16 protein-coding genes are annotated in these 20,155 nt (G+C 70.8%); 2 read left to right on the top strand and 14 right to left on the bottom strand.

The window, feature by feature from the left end:
• Positions 1–134 precede the first annotated feature (134 nt).
• The 10 genes from L3X23_RS36530 to L3X23_RS00650 all read right to left on the bottom strand — a co-directional run bounded on the left by L3X23_RS36530 (position 135) and on the right by L3X23_RS00650 (position 10,993).
• The gene (locus L3X23_RS36530) at positions 135–758 is read right to left on the bottom strand and encodes a DnaJ domain-containing protein (RefSeq protein ID WP_374204804.1); all 624 of its coding nucleotides are present in this window, start codon (positions 756–758) and stop codon (positions 135–137) included.
• Between the two features lie 66 nt (positions 759–824).
• On the bottom strand, positions 825–2,699 hold the full coding sequence (locus tag L3X23_RS00690) for a type IV secretory system conjugative DNA transfer family protein (protein WP_237190063.1): 1,875 nt from the start codon (positions 2,697–2,699) through the stop codon (positions 825–827).
• Entirely contained in the window at positions 2,696–3,859 is a 1,164-nt protein-coding gene (locus tag L3X23_RS00685; protein WP_237190062.1) for a C40 family peptidase, read from the bottom strand. The genes L3X23_RS00690 and L3X23_RS00685 overlap by 4 nt, the downstream gene beginning before the upstream one ends.
• A gap of 13 nt (positions 3,860–3,872) precedes the next feature.
• Positions 3,873–5,429 carry an ATP-binding protein gene (locus L3X23_RS00680; RefSeq protein ID WP_237190061.1) on the bottom strand — a complete coding sequence of 519 codons (1,557 nt, stop codon included), beginning with the start codon at positions 5,427–5,429 and terminating at the stop codon, positions 3,873–3,875.
• Entirely contained in the window at positions 5,429–6,952 is a 1,524-nt protein-coding gene (locus L3X23_RS00675) for an SCO6880 family protein (RefSeq protein WP_237190060.1), read from the bottom strand. Before L3X23_RS00675 ends, L3X23_RS00680 begins: the two co-directional genes overlap by 1 nt.
• Positions 6,949–8,484 (bottom strand): hypothetical protein, encoded by a 1,536-nt coding sequence (locus tag L3X23_RS00670; RefSeq protein ID WP_237190059.1) that lies wholly within the window; start codon positions 8,482–8,484, stop codon positions 6,949–6,951. Before L3X23_RS00670 ends, L3X23_RS00675 begins: the two co-directional genes overlap by 4 nt.
• Positions 8,485–8,539: 55 nt before the next feature.
• Positions 8,540–9,406: a hypothetical protein gene (locus L3X23_RS00665; RefSeq protein WP_237190058.1), complete on the bottom strand. Its 867-nt coding sequence runs from the start codon at positions 9,404–9,406 to the stop codon at positions 8,540–8,542.
• Positions 9,407–9,426: 20 nt separating this feature from the next.
• Positions 9,427–9,762 carry a hypothetical protein gene (locus L3X23_RS00660; protein ID WP_237190057.1) on the bottom strand — a complete coding sequence of 112 codons (336 nt, stop codon included), beginning with the start codon at positions 9,760–9,762 and terminating at the stop codon, positions 9,427–9,429.
• Positions 9,762–10,736, bottom strand: a complete 975-nt coding sequence (locus tag L3X23_RS00655) for a hypothetical protein (RefSeq protein WP_237190056.1) — start codon at positions 10,734–10,736, stop codon at positions 9,762–9,764. Before L3X23_RS00655 ends, L3X23_RS00660 begins: the two co-directional genes overlap by 1 nt.
• A gap of 89 nt (positions 10,737–10,825) precedes the next feature.
• Positions 10,826–10,993 carry a transglycosylase family protein gene (locus tag L3X23_RS00650; protein ID WP_374204805.1) on the bottom strand — a complete coding sequence of 56 codons (168 nt, stop codon included), beginning with the start codon at positions 10,991–10,993 and terminating at the stop codon, positions 10,826–10,828.
• A gap of 129 nt (positions 10,994–11,122) precedes the next feature.
• Here L3X23_RS00650 and L3X23_RS00645 point away from each other — a divergent pair, with 129 nt between their 5' ends.
• Both L3X23_RS00645 and L3X23_RS00640 read left to right on the top strand, forming a co-directional pair.
• Positions 11,123–12,226, top strand: coding sequence for a tyrosine-type recombinase/integrase (locus L3X23_RS00645; protein ID WP_237189971.1), 1,104 nt, complete (start codon positions 11,123–11,125; stop codon positions 12,224–12,226).
• The gene (locus tag L3X23_RS00640) at positions 12,223–14,301 is read left to right on the top strand and encodes a site-specific integrase (protein ID WP_237189972.1); all 2,079 of its coding nucleotides are present in this window, start codon (positions 12,223–12,225) and stop codon (positions 14,299–14,301) included. The genes L3X23_RS00645 and L3X23_RS00640 overlap by 4 nt, the downstream gene beginning before the upstream one ends.
• A gap of 20 nt (positions 14,302–14,321) precedes the next feature.
• On the opposite strand, the gene L3X23_RS00635 is transcribed toward L3X23_RS00640, so the two are convergent.
• The 4 genes from L3X23_RS00635 to L3X23_RS00620 all read right to left on the bottom strand — a co-directional run bounded on the left by L3X23_RS00635 (position 14,322) and on the right by L3X23_RS00620 (position 19,472).
• Positions 14,322–15,626: a transglycosylase family protein gene (locus tag L3X23_RS00635; protein ID WP_237190055.1), complete on the bottom strand. Its 1,305-nt coding sequence runs from the start codon at positions 15,624–15,626 to the stop codon at positions 14,322–14,324.
• Positions 15,627–16,259: 633 nt separating this feature from the next.
• Positions 16,260–17,471, bottom strand: coding sequence for a glycoside hydrolase family 16 protein (locus tag L3X23_RS00630; protein WP_237189973.1), 1,212 nt, complete (start codon positions 17,469–17,471; stop codon positions 16,260–16,262).
• 4 nt (positions 17,472–17,475) lie between these two features.
• A complete protein-coding gene (locus tag L3X23_RS00625) occupies positions 17,476–18,600 on the bottom strand; it encodes a MinD/ParA family protein (protein WP_237189974.1) in 1,125 nt (374 codons plus the stop codon).
• Positions 18,601–18,896: 296 nt separating this feature from the next.
• Positions 18,897–19,472 carry a hypothetical protein gene (locus L3X23_RS00620; RefSeq protein WP_237189975.1) on the bottom strand — a complete coding sequence of 192 codons (576 nt, stop codon included), beginning with the start codon at positions 19,470–19,472 and terminating at the stop codon, positions 18,897–18,899.
• Positions 19,473–20,155 lie beyond the last annotated feature (683 nt).

Here is a 20,155-nt window from a genome sequence, read left to right as displayed (position 1 = left end):
GCCGAACCGGTTCCCGCCCACATCTCCGTCCGTCCGCGGTCGGTTCTCAGGGGGTAACCGCGGTTACCCCCTGAGGGAGGGCGAGGCCTTCAGGGGCATCAGGCGCAGAGCTCCGGATGTCGGGGTAACCGCGGTTACTCCGACACTCCGGGGCGCCTCTCCCGGCGCTGCCGTCTCGTCCGTGCTGCCGCGAGCACGCGAACGGCCAGCAGCGTCAGGGGGAGGCCGATGACGATGGCGAGGGCGACTCCGCGGACTGGAGCGACTGCGGCACTGGGGACGCTCTCGCGCACAAGGGCTGAGACGAATGCGCACGTCATCAGCCAGCCGACGAGCGTCACGGCGACGCCGTAAAGCGTGCGGGGGAGGGGTAGAGCCTGCGCGCATCTGACCAGTGCTTCCCACGTTCGCGTGAGATACGCGGAAGGACGAATGAGGGGCGCCTCCGCGGCTCGTCTCGAATCTCCGCTCGGATCTCGCCTTCCGCGACAGGGTCCGGTTTGCGGCGGCGGGGGAGGAGCTTGGGACGTGCTCGGCCGTGGCGGCCGTGTGGGCGACGGTCGCACGTCGCGGTCCGAGGTGGCGTCTCGTTCAGTCGTTAGGATCGAGTGGGCTTCGACTACGAGTCGGAACAGTGCGGCGTTGCGCCCGAGGTCTGGGCGCAACTCCTTCGCGAGCCTACGGTAGGCCGCGCGCACTTCAGCATGACTCGCGGCTGCACTGACACCGAGGAGCTCGCGGGCCTCGTCAGGGGTCACCTGGCCTCTCCTCCTGCTGTCCTGGTCCTCGCCGGTAGATCGTCACACGTGTCAGGGTCGGGTCGGTCACCTCGGGAGTCGAGCCGAAGGCTGATCTGGGCGGTGTGGAGCGTCGAGCCCGTAGCCCAGCTGGGAGACGGCAGGCGTGGCGTCGCGAACCGAGGCCTGGTCTGCGCGCAGCTGTGGCCAGTCCCGCCGTTGGCTGACGTCGATGGTCTTGGCGAGGATCGGCCGCAAGGCTCTGTGGATGATGAGGGTCTTGTTCGGTTGGAGGGTGCGGATGGCGCCCGGGCGATAGGTGGGTTCGGTCTCGGTGCCGATCGAGCCGCGGCCGGCGGACAGGATCCCGTCGGAATGGGTCTGGTGGCGGATCCGTTCGTGGTGGCCGCTGAGCGTGGAGGCCCACTCGAGGGCGTCGGTGTCCTTGAGTCCACCCCAGAGGCTGAGGGTGGTGGTGTTGTCGAGGAGTTGGCGGGCGCGGGGTGTGCCGAACGCGTCGTCTAGCTGGGCGCGGGACTGGGCGGCCCAGTGGATCACGACTCCCTGACCTGCGGAGTCGGAGACGATGTCGGGCAGGTTCGGTACCGGTGTGGCGTTGGTGAGCTCGTCGAGCACCGCCGTGGCCGGCGGTTCGAGGCGTCGGGTGGGATAGGACTTGGCCATCTCGGTGGCCGTGGTGAGCCACTCCTCGGCGAGGGCGGTGAGTAGCGGGACTGCTGCTGCGGCGTGCTGACGGCCGGCGATGAGGAACAGGCTGCCCTGGTTGCCGATGAAGCTGCGGGCGTCGAACCCCTCTCCGGGTCCGGGAGAGCACAGGTCGCGCAGGGCCGGGCTCATGAGCGGCTCGATGACCCGGCGCACCGACATCCACACGGCGTCGGAGGTGCGATCGACCATGCCCATCTCGGCGGAGAGGTTGGCGGCGACGTCGGGGCTGTAGTGCTCGAGGAGTGCGACGGGCTCGCGGTCGAGGGGCTTGGCGGTCGACCAGCGGATGAGGGAGCTGACGCCACGGCTGTGGAGTGCGGCGGCATGGAGGTAGGCGGTGAGCACGACCTTGGCGCGCTCCCTGAAGACCCTGTCGTTGCCGGCGCCACCGCCCCCTCCGGTCTCGACGGCGACCGCGGAGGCCTCGACCATGGTGTGGGCCCGTCGTTCGGCGGTCGCGTAGTCCTGGCAGCCTTGGATCGGCGACCAGCGCAGTTGCGCGGGCCAGGTGGTGGTGCCGGTGGCGTCGAAGACCAGGACGGGGCCGGCGAGGAAGCGGCGGGTGCGGGCGAGACCGGCGAACTCGAGGAGATCGGGCTTGGTCGTGGAGCACAGCAGGGCGCCCGGAGCGCCGATCGCCTTGTGGACGAGGTCGCGCCGGCTCTTGCCGGTCTGGGTCGGAGCGAGCGTGCCGGTGGGGCTGGTCAAGGGGCTGCACATCGCGCCGATGACGCCGCGGTGTAGTGGGGCCGCGACCTCCTCCAATGGTGCCCGTTTGCACTCCAGCGTGGACAGACTCGGGCGGGTCCACCGTGCGGTGCGCCGGGCCGCGGCGAGGGAGAGGTCGCGTCGGATCTCTCGTCGACTGGCGTGCCCCGGGCCGGTCGGGCCCCAGCGCCGCCACCCGAGAATCCCGGCAGCGATCGCCACAGCCAGCCCTAGCAGACCGAGGAACGCCGCGAACGTCCAGTAGGTCGACGGTTGGCCGGCGAGAGTGTCGGCCCACGGCGGGCCGACGGCGGACCCGGGATCAGCGGGATGACCCAGCACGGCAAACACCAAAGGCCACCAGGCGCCGACGTCGGGCCAGGCCAGCGGTGCGCCGAGGAACCCAGCGGCGAGGACCACTGCGGCCGCGAGCAGCCCCGAGGCCCCGACGAGGAGGACGAGACCGGCGAAGCCCACCGCGGCCATGGCGAGGTCTCGGTCGGCGGTGGGGGAGGAGCGCCTCATGCCGGGGCCTCCTGGGCGAGGACGTCGGTGGCGGTGGGTTCGCCGGTGGAGCCTGCGATGTGGCGGACCGCGACGATCTGGTCGGCCCATTTCGCGACCGGCTGGAGGATGACTCCGCTGGAGTCGTCGTAGGCGTTCACGATGATCCCTTGCCCGGCATACATGCCGACGTGTCGTGGGTTGCTGGGGGAGCCCAGCGACCCCGGGATGAAGATCAAGTCACCAGGGGAGAGCTGGGCCAAATCGGCGGGAGAGCCGGCGAACTTCTGGTTGACCGTGCCCGCGGGGATCGGGACCCCGGCGGCCGCCCACGCTGCGGTCATCAGCCCGGAGCAGTCGAAAGCGTTGGGACCCTTGGCTCCCCACACGTATGGCTTGCCGAGCTGGGCGAGGGCGTAGGACACCGCGGCGCGCTGCTGCGGGTCGGCGGGGAGTACGAACCCGGGTGGGAGCTTCCCGGGATCGACCAGTGCGGGACCGCCGGGCGGGAGCCCGCCGGCGCCCTGGTCCGGGCACAGAGTGGTCGCCAGGGCCGCGAGGTCGATCTGTCCTCCACCCGGCCCGGCCGGTGGGGCGTCGGGTGCGGCGGGTACCGGGTTGTCCGGGCCCTGCCAGAACTGGTCGACCAGCGCGGCGGCTGCGGCCTCCTCGGGTGCGTAGCGCTCGGGGAACCCGGAGATCTGTACGGCTTGGGCTGCTTGGCCGGGAGGCAGGGTCGGCCAGCCGGGGACGGCGAGCAGGCGGTCGTAGAACGTCGCGGTGGCGTAGGCGGGGTTGAGGATCTGCTCGGTGCTGCCCCAGCCCTGCGAAGGGCGTTGCTGGAACAGTCCGAGGGAGTCCCGGTCGCCGTAGCCGACGTTCTCCAGCCGGGACTCGACGATCACCGTCGACAGGGCGATGACCGCGGCGCGCTTGGGCAGCTGCCGCTCGACGGCGATCCCCACGATGGTCTGGGCGTTGGTCATCTGCTCGGCCGACCACACCCGCGGGCCCACCTGCGCGGTCCCGCCGCCGGGGCCGCCATCCCCGCCGCAACCGCCCCCGAGCACGCCCCCGCCGAACGAGGCCAGCAGCGACATCCCGATCAGCAGCACCGTCGCAGTGATCACGGCTAGGGCCGCGACCACGAGCGCACCGAGTTTCGCCGACGTGGAGTTCACTGACCGACCCGGATCAGCCGGTCGAGGAGCCCAGCGCCGCCGGGGCGGCGGCACGGAGCTGGGCGTTGGTGTCGAAGATCCGCATCTCGGTGCTGGAGAGCACGGTCTGGACCTTGTAGCCGGGGCTGTTCTCGATCTTCCACAGCGCGCGGCCCTGGCGTTCCATCGCCCAGCCGCCCGCGACGTCCTGCTCGCGTTCGGTCAGCGCGAGCTCGCTGGCGAGCTCGTCGGCGACCCGGGTGGACTGGCCCAGCAGGATCCGGGTCGAGCACAGGGCGAGCAGGTCCTTGGCGATCGCGACCTCCTGGCTGCCCGCGGCCCCGACCGAGAGCAGGTCGGAGGGCTTGTGCATGACCAGGAGCTGGATCTTCCGTTCGGCGCGCGACAGGCGCAGGTCGGAGTCGACGGCGTGGACCGCGCGCAGCCCAAGGCGCATCTGGCGCCACACCTCGTCGCGGACGACGATGCGGATGTCGCCGTCGTCTTGCAGATCGGTGATCATCGAGGACCAGGAGCCCAGACAGGTGAGGGCGACGGCGATGGCCTGGTCGCCGCGGCTGCGCAGCAGGGACAGGTCCATCGACTGGATCGGGGCGTCCCAGTCGAGCTCGAAGTTGGTGGGCTCGTCGAACAGCCCGGCCAGTGGCCCGGAGACCAGGTTGGACAGCGCGTCGGTGATGAGTCGGGTGTGGTCGAGGAAGTCGCGGCGGCTCGCGAAGCGGGCGTCGGCCCAGAGGTCGTCGTCGGGGTCGGCCAGCACGCGGGCGACGTCGGGGATGGTGACCGGGCGTAGCCGGGTGTAGCCGTCGCTGACGCCGACCAGGCGGCGCAGCACGGTGGCCAGCACGAGCTCGTCGGTGACGGTGGGGGAGTAGCCCTGGGTCTCGGCGAGGGCGGCGAGCAGCTTGGTCCAGCGCCCCAGCACGCCGGCGAGTTCCTCGCGTTGGCGTTCGACCGGCCATGTGCTCCAGCGCGCGGCGAGAGGGCCGAGGTCGAGGGCGTTGAGCCGGGCGCTGGAGCCGCGCCCCAGAGCGATCGGGGTGATCCCGAGCGCGCGCAGCAGCGGGGTGTACTCGCCCTTGACGTCGCCGGAGATCAGGGTCTTGATCCCGAACAGCATCATCCGCAGGCAGAACGCCACCACGGTGCTGGACTTGCCGCGGCCGGGCTCGCCGAAGATCACCATGTTCGGGTTGGTGGCCAGCCCGCGCAGCAGCCATTCGATGGGGTGGCAGTAGAACGCCCCACCGGATAAGGCGTCGTATCCCATCCGGGCCCCGATGGCCGGGACGCCGTTGGCCGCCAAGAGTGGGAAGAGACCGCCGATCTCGGAAGTGGTGACCTGGTAGACCGGCATCCGGGTCGCGGCGTCGACCGGGGCCCAGCCGCGGCCGGGCTCGGCGGGCCCGCGCGGGGGCGCCGCAGGGCGGTTGATCCGCCGGTCGCGTTCCTCCGCCGCAGCCGCCGGATCGACCGTCGGCCCGGACAGGTTCGGTGCGCCGCCGAAGGAGTCGAGGAGCTCGAACGCGGTCCGGACATCGCCACGGCTGGGGCGTCGGTTGCGTGCCATCAGCTCAGGGCTCCCTTCAGCCGGGGCAGGCCGAGGCCTACCGGGACGGCGGCACTGACGAACGCGGAATCCTGTGCCAGCTCCAGACGGAGCAGATGGAAGCGGCCCGAGGCGTCGTTCTCCAGCCGGGCGGCGTGGTCCTCGAGGTTCCAGTCCGCCGGGACGGTCACCGACGCCGCGGCGCTGACCCGGACCATCGCGTGACCGGAGGCCACCGCAGACTCCTGGGCGCGGGCGCCACCGGCGCGTCGGGCGTCGACGGCGGTGGTGGTGAAACCCTTGGACGACTTGTAGTCGGTCATGACGTTATTGCGGAACCGCCCGCGCTGGACCGCGCGCTGCGCCGACTTGTGCGACAAGACCTGGTAGTGCAGGGCCAAGGTGCGGCGCTCGCCGGCGGTGCGGACCGCGAGCAGCGGTCCGAGGCTGCCGAACACGGTGCCCGCCTCGGGCATCATCACTGCATACGACACCGAGCTGAACCCGTCGTGGTGATAGGCCCGCGCGGCCGGGGTCGGGGCCAGCGTCGGGCCGGCGGCAGCCATCGGGAGCCCGTCCTCCCCAACCGGATCGGGGTGAGCCAGGTGCGCGGCGGTGAGTCCCGCGGCCGCGGCCGGGTTGTAGCCGGTGCGGATCGCCTCGGCCAGCTGGGCGGAGGTCAGCCAGGTGATCGTGCGAACACCGAGGGCTTTGAGCTGGTCCTCGATGCCGTCCAGGACCCGGTAGAGCACGTACGCGCGGCCCTTCGTGCCGCCGCCCGCCGCCTTCGCCGGCTTGGCCAGCACCGTCTCCGAGCCGGAGATCGTCACGAACAGCTCGGTCCGGACACTGACCGACCCGATCGTGCGGTCGAGCTCGTCGGTCGCCAGCCTGGCCAGATGGGGAGCCGCCGAGGACTCGTGGGCTGCGCGCCAGACATCGTACTCGGTCCCGTCGTCGGGGACGGTGCGCACGTACAGCGACATGCGGTCGACGACGTCGCGGTGGCCCAGAGCGATGAGCAGGGTGCCGAGGCGGGCAGCGAGACGCTCGCAGTCCGCGTCGGACAACATCCCGACCCCGTTGTGGGTCAGCCGCGCGGTCGCACCCCAACGTCCCTGCCCGGTGTCGTGGATCAGACAGATCCGGCCCTGCCGGTGTGGCGGGCCGTCGGGAAACCGCAGGCGAGCCAGCACTCCGGGGAGATCGGGTTCCTGCGCGGGGCCGGGATCTCCGGCTGCAGCGCGCGACTGCCAGAGCGACCAGCGCATGAGAACCCCCAGTTGGAACAGCAGAAGATCGGCCAGCCACCGCATCGCGGAGCGGCCCCGGATCGGGACGACGACGAGCGCGGCGAGGGTGCCGTCGAGCAGCAGCCACACGAACGCCGAAGACCACCGTCCGGCCGACATCGCCAGTAGCACCGGAGCGGCCAGCGCCAGGCAGGCGAGGGCCTGCCACGGGGTCAGGCCGAGGATCCAGCCCGCGCGCTCTTTGGAGTTCAGCCCGCGATACACCCGCGGACCCTCGACCGTCTGGCTCACGGGATCACCGCCTCACTCGCTCCGCCCGCTGAACCCGCGCTCGGGCCGCCGCGGTTACTGCCCTGTGTGGGTTGCTCCGGCGGGGGCGTCTCGGCGTGACCGCCCCCGCCGGGCGCGCCCCCGGCGCCGATCTCAGGCGCCGGCTCGATCGCAGGCGGTCCTCCGGAGTCGCCGGCCGCTGAGGAGCCGCTCGCCGCACCGCCCTCGAGCGGTGCCGCCTCGGGTGCGCCCGGCACCGCGCCCGACGGCCCACCCCCGACATCGCGGCCATCGGACCCACCGCTCGAACCTCCAGACTGGCCGGACGACCCCCCTGACCCCGCCCCACTCGACTGCGACGAACCATCTCCACCACCACCGCTGCGGCCGCCGACTCCCGCACCCATCCCTGTGGCGTCCATCTGGCTGTTGGCGAAGTTGGAGGCTCCGTGGGCAGCACCCGAGACCGCTGCGCCCACGGCCCCGACGGCTCCAGCCGCACCGAGGGCCGCGCCCCCGGCGGCTCCGCCAGCGGCGGCCCCACCCCCGGCGCCCCCGGATGCGGCGTCGAAGCGGGCGGTGTTGGCCTGCTCGGCCGAACCTCCGCCGCCGGAGCCGCCGCCGCCCGGGCCGGACGAGGAGCCCTGACTCGACAGCGAACGAAGTGCCATTCCGGCCTGGGTGCCGGGCTCGACGAAAGACAGCAGCCGGTAGACGGTCATCGGGCAGAACACTGCAATCAGCAGGACCCCGGTGCCGACGAGAAGCCCGCCGACTCCGGTGGGCGCGGACATGAGGTTGACCCCGACGACGAGAACCAGCGCGAGCGCGGGCTTCATGATGATCGCGGCCAGGGCCCAGCGGACGTTGCGCCAGAACATCGCCGAGGTCGTCTGGGTCATCAACCCGGCCGCGGTGATCGGGATCGTGGCGAGCAGGATCCAGATGACGCCTTGCCGGAAGATCATCTGTAGAGCGAAGCCGAGGCCGGCCGGGATCACGCCGAACAGCGCGACGATGAACAACACCAGGGAACGGACGGTCTCGTCGGTGTTCGCGGCGGCCGCGCCCAGGTCGGGGTTGTCGGTGAAGACCTCCGCCATCTTCCCGGTGGTGAACATCGTCTGAAAGTTGTCGGAGGCGAGGCCCTGCTGCAGCAGCATGCTGGTCAGGCCCTCCGCCCCACCGAGTAGCGCGGCAAGAATGCCGGCGGTCATCGCGATCGCGATGCCGTAGGCGACCGGCCCGGACACCGCCCGCCAGAACCCGGCCCCGCCGCGGGCCACGGTGGTCGTGAGCTGCCAGAGGAACAGCCCGAATGCCACGGCGGCGGAGATCCAGAGCAGCGTCGGCCAGATCCCGGCGAGCGGAGTGCCCGCGGCGAGGCGTCCGTCGGCGTCGACGAGGTCGGAACCGTCGCCGAAACCGAGGAGGGAGTCCATCAGCTCGAAGGCACCCCGCAGCACCCATAGCGCGGCGCTCCACATCGCCTTGGCGATCTTGTCCATGGCGGAGGTGACGAATCCAGCCGCCGCATCTCCGAGGAGGTTCACGGACGGCTCCTTTCCTTCTGCACGGGCGGTGGGGGGAGTGGTGACATGACGTGGATCAGCTGAGAGGGCGGAACCCGGCGGCCAAGGCTTCGGCGGTGCCGGGCCACAGGTCCGGCGACGGGGCGGCGGCCGGGCCGGGGGCGATGTGCCAGTCCGGCGCCTCGGCGGGGGAGGGGGCGAAGTAGCGCAGGGCCTGGCAGTCTCCGATCCCGCCGGAGGTGAGCTGGCCGTTGCGTTGAACTGTCATCTCGCCCAGCACACAGACCACGGTGTAGCGGCCACCGTCGGTGGTGCCCTTCACCAGCGCGGAGGTGGGTGTGTAGGTGATCTGCAGGCCGGGCTCGGCCCCGGACCGTGGCAGTCCGGCGCGGGCGCGGAAGGTCTGCAGCTGCTCGACCATCCGGCTACTCGAAGCCGGGGGCGTTCCGGGGGCGATGAGGGAGTCGTAGGCGGCGGTGTAGGTGGCCGGGTCCCCGCCGGCGAGTCCCGCGGTGAGTAGTGCAGCCTGCTGGGCGATCGCGCCCTCGACGGTGGCGGGGAAGCCGGTGGGTACGTAGCGCCCTTCGGTGGTCCCGGGCTGCGGCAGGGCAATCGTCGAACCGGCGGTCTCGGCGGCGAGCGGGTGCGGGGCTGAAGCGGACTCTGGGAACGCCGGCATCGGGCGGGTGGCCAGCTCGTACTGTCCGGTGGTGTCCCAACCCGGCTCGGCCACCTGGGGAGCCGGGACGGTTATGGGGTCTGGGGCCGGTGCTCCGCCGAGTCCGAGCACCAGCCAGACCAGGCCGACGACGAGCAGCACCGCGACCACGCCGCCGCCGACGAGAACGATGAGCGCCCGACGGCGGGCCACCGCGGCATCAGGCCGCGGAGTGTCGGCCTGCTGCGTCCGATTTCCGGGGGTGTTGGGCCAGTACATGTTCATCGACTCGGTCTTGGTCCGACTCAGCCCGCGGCGAAGGTGGTCAGTACGGAGTAGCCGATCGCGTAGAGGAACGCGGCTCCGACGCTGGCGAACATGGTGATGGCTCCCATCCGCCCGAAGCGGTGATGATCGGCGATCCGGCCCCCGGCGAAGAGCGCGACGCCTGCGAAGAAGCCGGCCACGATGGCCGCGCCCGCACCCCACTTGATGTAGCCCAGGACGTTCTCGATGTTCTGTGCTCCGGGCGGGGCCTGCGGGTTCGGATTCCCGGGAAGAGCGAGCACCGCGCCGAAAGGGTCCTCGAGGCCCGGGGCAACGGTGGTGAGCGCGGTGGTGATCGCGGCGAATGCGGACATCAGCGGCGTGCCTTTCGTGAGCGCGAGCGATCCGACTCTGGGAACAGCCCCAGGCCGGTGAGCAGTGGAGTGACGGCGTCGAGGACCCTGTCCGGGAGGAGCTCGTCGGTGATGCCGCCGATCTCCAGGCTCTGCTCGAGCGGAACGAACACGGCGTCGTCGAGCAGCCCATCCAGGCGTCGTCCGGCGGCTCCGGCGACCCCGGCCGGCCACTTCTTCGCCCCCACCACGGCGAGCTGTGCCGGAGGGACGGCGATCCCGGAGCTCACCCAGGAATCGAGGCGGGCCAGGACCTGCTCGGCGTGCCGCAGCGAGGGGCGGGTCGCGCGCACCACCAAGACCGGGCGCGGCGCGGGTGCCCCGTTGCGGAGCCAACCCCCCGCCCCGAGCAGGGGATTCGCGGTCGTCCGCCAGCCGTCGTGGCCTATGTCGACCACCGTCACATGCAGCGGGTCGACCCGGGGTAGCCACTCCGGCGGCGGCGGCACCAGACCCGGACTGATCGCGGGGAGATCCGTCTCCACCCGGGCGAGTAGGGCCTGGTCCCGCCAGGAGAAGCGGATCGCTGTGTGCGCGGAGATCTGACTGGTCCAGGGGCCCTCGGCCGAGGCTGCGCCGGCGAGCCCGGAGCGGGCGGGATCGGCGGCGTCGACGATCAGCACACAGCGGGCTGCCAGCTGCAGTGCGTCGGCCAAGGCCGCAGCGACGCACGATGCACCCGCGCCAGGTGACCCGGCGAGGACTGGGACGACGGTGCCGAACGGAGCCCAGTCGATCGGCTGGTGGGCACTCGCCGGTAGTTGCAGGGAGGCAGCTGCGCCAAGCTCTCGGCCGGCCTCCCGCACGGCCGCGAGGACCTCGTCCCCGCGCCCGGCGGCCACCATCCCGGCGCTGACGTCGACGATCTGCTCGACGTCCAGATCGTCGACCTCGCGTTCGGCTCCGGCGAGCAACTCGGCCGCGATCGGGTGCAACAGGCCATCGACCGTTGCCGGCGCCTGAGGCCTGAACGCGGACGGGGCAGCCACCTGTGCCGGTCGGGTGATCCGTTCGGCCATGGCGGTCACTGCAGCCCCAGCTTTCGGCTGCACGCCGGCCACGCCGAGAAACCGCCGCGGTCCTCGCGCAGCTTCTCCGCGACCGCGATCTGCTGATCGCGCGATGCCGCCGCCGCGGACGGGGCGTAGGCATCGCCGCCGTAGGCCTTCCAGGTGGAGTCGTCGAACTGCAGGCCACCACTTATCTGGACATCTCCTACGCCACGACGAGGAAGCTGCAGGTCAGACGACGACGGTTCATGATCTAGTTCGCGGTCATGCGAGTGGTGAAATGCGAACCGGAGCGGCCAGGAGAGCCGACGGTGGCTGTGGTCGACGACTGCGAGGTGCCGGTGGCAGAGGTGTCGGCGTTCCTGTCGTCGTTGGCGGTGCGGGAGTACTCGCCGAACACAGTCCGGGCCTACGCCTACGACCTGATGAAGCTGCTGCAGTTCCTCGACGAGCGTGGCGAGCCGGTCAGTGGGTTCTCCCCGATGCTGGCCACGGAGTTCCTGGGCTGGCTGCGGGTTCAGTCCTCGGCCGGGCGGGCGCAGCGCAGCCAGCTCGGTTTGGTCAGCGGGGACGGGCGTCGGTTGTCGGCGCGCACCTGCAACCGGGTGCTGGCTGCGGTGTCGTCGTTCTACGAGTTCCTGATCAGCTGCGGCGGCTACACGCAGGTGGAGAACCCGATCCTGCGCGAGGCCGACCAGGCCTCGTCCCGCGTGCTGGGCCGGCATCGGCCACCGCTGTTGACCAGCGCCGATCAGCGCCCGGTCCGCCGGATCTTGCGGGTCCGCACCGTCGACACGCTGCCGCGCCCGATCCCGGACGAGACCTATCTGGCGCTGCTGGGGCAGCTGGACAAGCTGCGCGACCGGGCGCTGCTTGAGCTCATGCACGAGGGCGGCCTGCGACCGGGTGAGGTGCTGGGCTTGCATCTGGAGGACATCTCCTACGGTCGGAAACGGGTCACCGTCCGCCACCGCGACGATCACCCGCAGGGCGCACGGCAGAAGTCCCGCCGAGATCGGGTGGTGGACCTGCTCGAGGACCGGGCACTCCCGGCCTTGAACCGCTACGTGCTGCTCGAACGCCCCCCGGACGCCCAGACACCGCTGCTGTTCCTGATCGGCGGCCGAGGCGCCCGCAGAGACCACGCACTGAGCTACGACGGCCTGGTCCGGCTGTTCCAGCGGGCTGCGACCCGCGCCGGAGTGCGCGAGCCCTGGCTGACCCCACACAGCCTGCGCCACACCCACGCCACCCGGATGACCGAGCTCGGGATGCGGGAGCTGACCTTGATGCGCCGCCTCGGTCACGCCCACCCGGACTCGACCAAGGTCTACGTCCGGCTCACCGACCACCAGGTCCGAGACGACTACCGGACCGCCTTGGAGCAGGGCCCGCAGCCGGAGACGGCGCGATGAGCGCGCCAGGACGTTCGCGGTCACCGCGCACCACTGACGGCTACTCGGGTCCCTCGCACGCCTCGGTCGAGGAGTACGAGCGGTTCCTGCGCGTCGGGCTGCGCGGGTCGAAGAACTGGACACCGATGCTGCTGCAGGCCAGGGCCGAGTTCGTCGAGCACTACCCGTCGATGACGCGATGGGCCCGTCGCCCGCTGGCGGAACGCGTCGGTCCCACGATCCACGCGCGCCCCGCCCCGGCGGGCACGCTGGTCGACCCGGCAGGCGCGGCGGCGAGCTTCCGAGCGCGGCCCTACCTGTTCTATCTGTCGTTGACCGGGCGGCTGCGTCTGGACTGGCCGTGGTTGTTCGGGGCCGCGAACCTGCGGATCCTCGCGATCGCCGACGGGCTGGGTCTGCCGCTGCGCGCGCAGATGGCCGCCCTGCGCGAGCAGGAGCTCGGACGAGGTGTCTCGGTTCCCAGCGTCAACAAGAGCCTGCCCTGGGCGCTGCCTCGGCTGATCCTGCACCGCGCCGACCCCGATCTCACGACGTTGTCTCTCGCCGAGATCGACGAGCTGCGCACGACCATCCGCACCGTTGCCTCGCTGCCCGAGATCGAGCAGCTCGACCTGAAGGTCCAGATGCGGTCCGGGTTCCCGATGGCCTGGCACAGCAGCGTCACCCAGACCGGGGTCGCGCTGTTCCACGCCGGGTTCATCGAAGCCCTGCCACTGCGCAAGCAACCCCGCCCGCTGGCCGCGATCAGCACCGTCTCGGCGGTCGAGGAGGCGATGCAGCGCTACCTGCGCGAGCTCGCCGTCCGACGCGCGCCCGGCACCGTCACCCAGGCCCGCTCGGGCCTGCTGCGCCTGGCGGCCTGGCACGCTGAGACCCGGCCCGAGCAGACCACCCTGGCCGGGCTCGACCGGCCCGCCCTGCTGGAGTTCCTGGCCTGGCTGCCCCACCAGCGCAAGTGGAAGCACCCCGACCAGCCGCTCTCGGCGGTCTACCGCGATCACGTCATCGGCCACGTCGCCCGGTTCTTCCGCCACGCCGCGATCAACGAGTGGCCGCACATGCCCACCAGACCCCCGCTGACCAGCTCCGACGTTCCTCGCGGGATCGAGCGCGTCCCACGGTTCATCCCGGCCGAGCAACTCGACCCGCTCATGGACGGCATCCGCGCCCTGGCTGACCCACTGCAGCGCACCGCCCTGCTGGTCGCCCGCTGGAGCGGCGCCCGCAGCGGGGAGATCCGCAAGCTCGACCTGGACTGCCTCGACACCTACCCCGACAGCACCCACCGCCTGCGCCTCGCCGCGGGCAAATCCGCCAAGGAACGGGTCGTCCCGATCCACCCCGAGGCCGCCGAGGCCGTCCGCGACCTCATCACCCGTCGCCGCGCCCAGACCGACCAGCCGCTGTTCGACCAGCGACTCGGCCGGACGGTTCGCTACCTGTTCTTGCGCAACGGGCGCCTGGCCAGCCCGGACTACCTGTTCAAAGCCGGCCTGACCGAGGTCTGCCGCGCGCTGGGCCTGGTCGACGACGACGGCAAGGCGTTGGTCCACCCGCACCGCTTCCGGCACACCATGGGCACCCAGCTCGGCGAACGCGGCGCGAAGATCCAGACCATCATGAAGGTCCTCGGGCACCGCTCCGCGGGTATGTCGATGACCTACACCAGCCTGTCCGACCCCGTCGTCCTCGCCGACTACCAGGCCGTCCTCGCCCCCGGCGCAATCCTGGCCGGGCCGCAGGCCGAGGCCATCCGCAACGGCGACCTCACCACAGAGGCCGTCAACTGGCTGTCGACGAACTTCTTCAAGACCGAGCTCGAGCTCGGCCGCTGCCTGCGCCTGCCCCAGGAAGGGCCATGCGAGTGCGACCTCTACCTGACCTGCTCGAAGTTCGTCACCACCCCCGACTACACCCCGAGACTCCGCATCCGGCTCGACACCGAACAGCAGCTCGTCTGCGACGCAGAAGCACGTGGATGGGATCGTGAGGCCGAACGGCACCGACGAACAGCAAGTCGCGTCCAAACGCTGCTCGATGAACTCGAGGGCACCCGCCCTGCTCAGGCTGAGTGACATCGGCCCGGGGGAGCGGGTCATCTCGACCACCAGCTTGCAAGGGCGCTCAAGCTGGCCCACCAGCTGCTCGGGAGAGCCGCCGGCTCCCCTGGGCCGCAGTGATCTGCATCACTGCCGACCTCAGCTGTTCGGATAACGCCGCTGTATCCGTTTCCGCTATTGATGGCCCAGTTCCCATTACTCTCGCACTTCGCCAATTGTTCCCAGACCGCTCCGTCGGTTGTCGCAGTCGGAGCCTGGTCCGGGGCCGTCTCGTCATTGCCACTGGGCGTCGCCTGAGGGACGCCGTCGCTCTCCCGCTCGCTGCTGTCCTGGGGGGAGGCGTCGGCGGATGGAGAGCTCTCGGGATCCGTCTCAGAGGACGTGGGCTCGGCCTCCCTGCCGCCGGTGGACGCGGATGAAGGGCTCGCCGCGGCGCTCTTAGCCTCGCCAGATCCGCCCCCGCCACCTTCGCCAGTTCTCAAAGACGAACTGCTGTCGCTCGAGGGGTCGTTCTGCGGCTTGGAGACACCCCCGCCGGGGCTCGAACTGGTGGCGGATCCTGTCGAGCCGCTGCTCCCGGAGCCCCCGTCACGGTCTGCTGCGCCTCCGGGCTCGGAACCGGCGAACCCGGCTGAACCGAGGGCTTGGGATAGCTGCTGTGCGACCGGATCGTCGGGTGCGGCCGCGAGCTCATTGGCCAGCTGGCCGATCTCGACGTCGAGATCGCCACTCGCCCCTCCGGGGACCGCCGAGCTAGCAGGGCCTGTGGAACGGCCTGGCGAGAGCGACCTCGGAGCGGACGACGTTCCCGAGCTGGCCGCGCCCGCTCCGCTCGTAGTCGACGCCGGGTCAGAGTCGGCGCTGCTCGGCTCGGCGCTCTCATCGAGCCCGCTCCCGCGCAGCCGCTGAGCGAGTGCCTGCGCGTCGGGGTCGTCCACCCGAGCGCTCAGCTCGTCGGTCAACGCTTGCAGATCCTTGCTCCACGCTTCGTCCGAGGCCGAGGTACTCCTGCCCCCGGACGCGGAGTCATCGCCTTCCTCCTGACTCGCAGTCCCGTCCGTCGCTTCACCCGATGCCGAGGAGGCGGAGGGCGACGTCCCGACAGAGGAACCGGCCTCGGTTGTCTCGGACGATGGCCCGCCAGTTGGGGCTCTGTCGTCCGGGAGGTCTGCTGACGTGCCGCCGTTCGACGAACCATCGCGGTCCTCAGACTGCGAGGCCTCGTCATCCTCTAGCGACCCCCGAGCGCCCTGTACTGGTCCCTGGCCGCATACCTGGACGGGCCCATCTCCACTCTGAGACGCCGCGGCTTCAGTTGCGCCCGCGAGGACGGCGCTCATCGCGCTCATGGGTGTGGCCCCTGCCTGAGTGCCCGAGACGGGCGCCGTAGCCGCCATGGCGGGCAGCGAGGCGTTCGAAACTGCAGCGTGGGACGGGGAGTCTCGCTCGACTACGGCTTGTGCGTCCGACGGGCCGCGAAGGTCAGCGGGGGTTGGAGAGAACCCAGCGCTCGCGAGGACGACCGCTGCTTCTTGCGCGACTGGAGACTGCTGCGCCAGCAGCGAGTCGGCGACGTCGTGGGCCTGCTGACGCCAACCCGATGCGACGGCAGGCGTGACTCCCATGCCGCGGAGTTGCTCGGCGAGCGCAGCAGCCCGAGGGTCGTCCGAAGAGATCAGGGTGGTCAGCAGCGCCCGCGTCTGCGCAACGAGCTCTTGCGCCTGCGCGAGCACCTGAGGATCGAGTGACCCGTCAGGGCCTGTCGGGTCGGCGGTCTGAACGCCGGACCCGCTCTTCGTGGACTGGGTGCAGGTCGCACCGTCGGTGAGCGTGGGTTCGGCCCAGGCAGCGCCAGCTGCGGGCCCGGCTGTCAGCGCAGCGGCGATGAGCAGGACCGTGCCTGCTCTCCGGGGGGTTGACATGGAGTCATCTCCTGACGACGTGAGTCCGAGGGAAGGCGAGGGGCGCGGCTGTCAGCCGTCCGAGCCGGAGCGATCACCGGACTGGTCGCCTTCGCCACCGTCCTGACCGTCGTCAGCGTTGCCGCCGGAGCGGCCACCACCGGTGTCCTGCCCTGCCCTGGATCCGTTCTGGCTGCTACCAGCACCCCCGACGCCGACGCCGACGCCGACGTCGATGCCTGTGCCGCCTGTGTCGTCGAGGGAGTACTGGCGGACCCAGTCGACATGCATCTGGGTCTCCTGTTGCGGGTTGCCGAAGTTGTCGAGCTGGATGGTCAGGTGCTGAGGTCCGGGCGGGAGGATCGAGGTGTCGGTGGTGCTCCACCACTCCTCGCCATCGACGAAGTAAGTCGCGCCCTGCGGGGTCCACTCCACGGCAAAGGCGTGCCACTGGGTGGCGTCGATGTCGACCGACGCGTGCTCTTGCTGGTTGTCCGCGCCGTAGTGGAAGAAGCCTTCGACGGTCTGGCGGGTCGGGTCTGAGATCTCCATGAAGTCGGTCTCGCCGCCCTCGGGCCAGTTCTCCGCATCCGGCCAGAGCAGGAACAGCGAGTGCAGGTCGGGGTCGCCGGGTGGGGACTGCGCGCAGCCCTCCCAACGTCCGTACATCTGGCCGGGGTTCCAGGCCATGCCGCCGCTCTGACCGTCCGGGGTCCCGGTGATGGTCAAGATCCCGTCAGCGGTGGTGATCGCGGCGGGCGAGCGGGTCCCGTTGCCAGCGTGTCCGGCGCCGTCGTAGATGCCCCAGCCGTCGACGCCGCCCTCGAAGTCGTCCTCCCGGTTCGGTGTTCCCCAACCCAGGGCGTCGGCAGCTGTGGTCGGGCAGTTTCCGTTCGCACCGGCGCCGGTCGCGCCTGTCCCCCCGCCCGCCCCGGCCCCACCAGAACCCGGCCGGGGCGAGCCACCGCCTGAACCCACCGACGAGCCCGAAGACCCTGTTCCCTGCCGACCCGAGCTCCCGTCGCCGGATCCACCGCCGCCGGCTCCGGCAGCTGTGCCATCGGTGCAGGAAGAGGGAAGGAAGTCCGCGGCACCCACACCGGCGTCCTCAAGGATGTTGCGTAGCTCGACCGCGCGAGCCGTCGCCTCGAGACGGACCTCTTGGTAGAGGACCCTCGCGGTCAACCTCCAGCTGCATGAGGCGTCGTCGATCGGGGCGGCCGCGGGAAGCAGAGTGCTCCCCACGGCCAGCGCAGACGCGACCGCCATCAGACCCACGCCCATTCCGTCAGCCGAGCTCTCGGCCGTGAGTCAGGTCGTTGATGTCCTTGAACTGACTCGCGACCAGGCCGGCGAGATGAAGGGCGGCGTCTCGCGTACGCGGGCGGAGCTCGTCGAGGTGGATCTGCTGGCCCTTCGCCAGGTGCGGGTCGGGTGGGATCTCGACGACGTCGCGGCAGCGACTCTTGAAGTGCTGTCGCAGAGCGCCGAGGTTGATGTCCCGAGACACGCGGTCGCACGAGAGGACCACGATCGCGCGCTCGACCAGATCCCGATGCCCGTTGCGCTCCAGCCAGTCCAAGGTCCGGCTGGCCAGGCTGGCGCCGTCCGCAGTGGGCGCACCCGTGACGATGATGCTGTGGGTCTCTGCGAGGGCACCCTGCATGGCCGAGTGGACTAGCCCGGTCCCGGTGTCGGTGATGATGACCTCGCAGAAGCGGCGCAGCACGCCGATCACCCGGTGGTACTCCGCGGCGGTGAACGCCTCGCTCAGCAGCGGATCCTGCTCCGACGCCAGCACCTGCAGCCTGCCCGCTCGCTCGGTCACACGAGCCAGATCAGTCGAGTACTCGATCCGGTCAGCGTTGGCCAACAGGTCTCGGACATTGCGGATCGGCTGGACCCCGAGCAGCCGCTCGGCGAGGGTGCCTGCATCAGGGTTGGCATCGAGGGCGATCACGTGGTCACCGCGGTACTCGGCGAGCGCGAGACCGAGCAGTGCAGCCGTGGTCGTCTTGCCGATCCCGCCCTTCATCGAGGTCACGGTCACTACATGGCGCCCGGGAAGCAGCGTCCGGATCTGACTGACCCGCTCGAGGTACTGCTCCTCGGCCCTGGAGGGGCCGGGGTTCCATCGCCCGGCCGTCAACGCGTAGACCGCGGCTCGCCAGCCCGTTGCGGGGCGAGCGCTACGGCGGGTCACGATCGAGTCGAACGAGAGGCTCGTTGCGGGCGTCTCGACGTGGCTGTGGTCGGCCTGTAGGGCCGGGCTCTGCGGCGGCGAGGCCTGGTCGCGGTCGCGGTCGAGGTCGCGGTCGCGGTCGTGCAGGGGCTCCTCGTGCGGCCGACCCGCAGGCGGACGCCAGGGCTCGGCGGTAGGCGGAGCCTGCTCCTGCTGCTTCGGCTCGGTCATCGTTGCTGGCTCCTCGGCGCGACGGGGGCCCGGGCTGGGGACGTGTCCTGCGGTCTGCGGGGCGATCTCCTTCATCCAGGGCATGTCTCGGGGGTCCAGGCTCGGCCAGTCCAGCGATGTCGAGAGATCCGTGTCGTCGAACGTGGCGCTGTCGGTGCGCTTCGCGGGCGGCGAGGCAACGTCAGTCGCGGCGGGGGAAGGACGCCGAGGCGGGCTCGACGCTGGGGGTGCGCTGCTCGGCTGGTCGTCCCACCCGCGCTGAAGCGGGCGGGGTGTCGGCTTGTCCTGCGGCTCGCTCAAAGGTCCACCTCGGCTTCGTCGTAGTCGGTGTCGGAGATCGGGGCGAGGTCGACGACGAGCTCGCCTGAGTCGTGGCGGCGGATCGGGATGGCCAGGCGCATCCAGACCGAGGGGCCCGATCGCCATCCCGGGGCCTCCGGGGCCGGTGCAGACGAACAACGTGCGCCAGCAGGCAGCTCGCTCGGGACCTCGGCGCTTGCTTCCTCGTCCAGGCGTTCGTAGGGCGTCACCCGCACACGTACATCGACCGACAGCCAGTGCCCCTCGCGCACGGTCTCGCCTGCGGCGGCGAAGTCTGCACGCTGTCGACCGGATCCCGACCAGCCCAGGGTCGAGTCGACGTGGCCGGGCAGGTAGTGACGCAGTGCCTCTGATCTGCGGCTGGGCAGGGTTTCGTCCCAGGAGAGATAGTCCAGGGCGAAGCACTCGGCGAGCTGCGCGGCCTCATCCGGATCGATGGGGCGGAGCGCACGAAGAGGCCGATCCACGGTGGTGCGCCTGCGCCCGTTTCGAGGGCTGTCGGACGGCCGACTCGCGGTCAGAACCGGTCCTGCCGGGGTGGCATCTCGCATGACGAGCTGGGTCGACCTCTTGGACGTGGCCTGAACCGCCGCAGAGTCTGGGACCCAAAGGTCATCCCCGCTGGCCGACGAAGCTTCAAGGTCGACCCACTGCCCCCGGGGAAGCAGCGTGGGCTGCTGAACTCCGTAGCCGCTGACATCGTGGGTCAGCAGCCGCTGTTGATCGGACTCTCTGTACAGACTTTCTGGTTCCGTATCCGTACCCTTGGAGTGGAGTCCGAGTGTCTCGATCGCTGTCGCCCGGGTCCGTACATCGGGACTGGCCGTCGGCGTCTGCGCAGCGGTAGATGCGGACTGCGGAGCGTCGTGGGAATCCTGCCACCACGGAGGCGGCGCACCGTGGTTCCCCTCTGTGGTGCCGTTGGAGCCTCTACCCTCACTGCGTCGCCGCATGGGAACCCCCTGTGCCTGAGGGGCCAATGCTGGTGAAGCACGTTGCGACCGGATCGCGGCGGACTCCGGTAGGGGGCGCGTGGCCACCGCGGCGATGCGAAGTGATCGGGAGTCCGGCCCGCGGCATCCGATCCTCCTTCGGGGCGTAGTGGACGGCTGAGTCGTGATCAAGCGAGTACGACTGTACCGATAGATAATGAAAGAAGCTATACAGGAGGGCGGGCGGGACGTGCTCAGCGCCGATCGCTGAGTAGGGTGCTTCTGCGGGGAAGGGCAAACGA

Origin of the sequence: Pseudonocardia sp. WMMC193, from assembly GCF_021728735.1 — a bacterium.
In the GTDB taxonomy this organism is placed as follows: domain Bacteria; phylum Actinomycetota; class Actinomycetes; order Mycobacteriales; family Pseudonocardiaceae; genus Pseudonocardia; species Pseudonocardia oroxyli.
The sequence above is the reverse complement of the archived record's forward strand: the minus strand, read 5'-3'. Positions and strand labels throughout refer to the sequence as shown.

Excerpts from the sequence above, each read along its gene's own strand:
- L3X23_RS00665 (WP_237190058.1), bottom strand. The coding sequence starts at position 9,406 with ATGAACATGTACTGGCCCAACACCCCCGGAAATCGGACGCAGCAGGCC.
- L3X23_RS00680 (WP_237190061.1), bottom strand. The coding sequence starts at position 5,429 with ATGGCACGCAACCGACGCCCCAGCCGTGGCGATGTCCGGACCGCGTTC.
- L3X23_RS00620 (WP_237189975.1), bottom strand. The coding sequence starts at position 19,472 with ATGCGAGATGCCACCCCGGCAGGACCGGTTCTGACCGCGAGTCGGCCG.
- L3X23_RS00690 (WP_237190063.1), bottom strand. The coding sequence starts at position 2,699 with ATGAGGCGCTCCTCCCCCACCGCCGACCGAGACCTCGCCATGGCCGCG.
- L3X23_RS00635 (WP_237190055.1), bottom strand. The coding sequence starts at position 15,626 with ATGAGCGCCGTCCTCGCGGGCGCAACTGAAGCCGCGGCGTCTCAGAGT.
- L3X23_RS00630 (WP_237189973.1), bottom strand. The coding sequence starts at position 17,471 with ATGGGCGTGGGTCTGATGGCGGTCGCGTCTGCGCTGGCCGTGGGGAGC.
- L3X23_RS00640 (WP_237189972.1), top strand. The coding sequence starts at position 12,223 with ATGAGCGCGCCAGGACGTTCGCGGTCACCGCGCACCACTGACGGCTAC.
- L3X23_RS00660 (WP_237190057.1), bottom strand. The coding sequence starts at position 9,762 with ATGTCCGCATTCGCCGCGATCACCACCGCGCTCACCACCGTTGCCCCG.
- L3X23_RS00625 (WP_237189974.1), bottom strand. The coding sequence starts at position 18,600 with ATGACCGAGCCGAAGCAGCAGGAGCAGGCTCCGCCTACCGCCGAGCCC.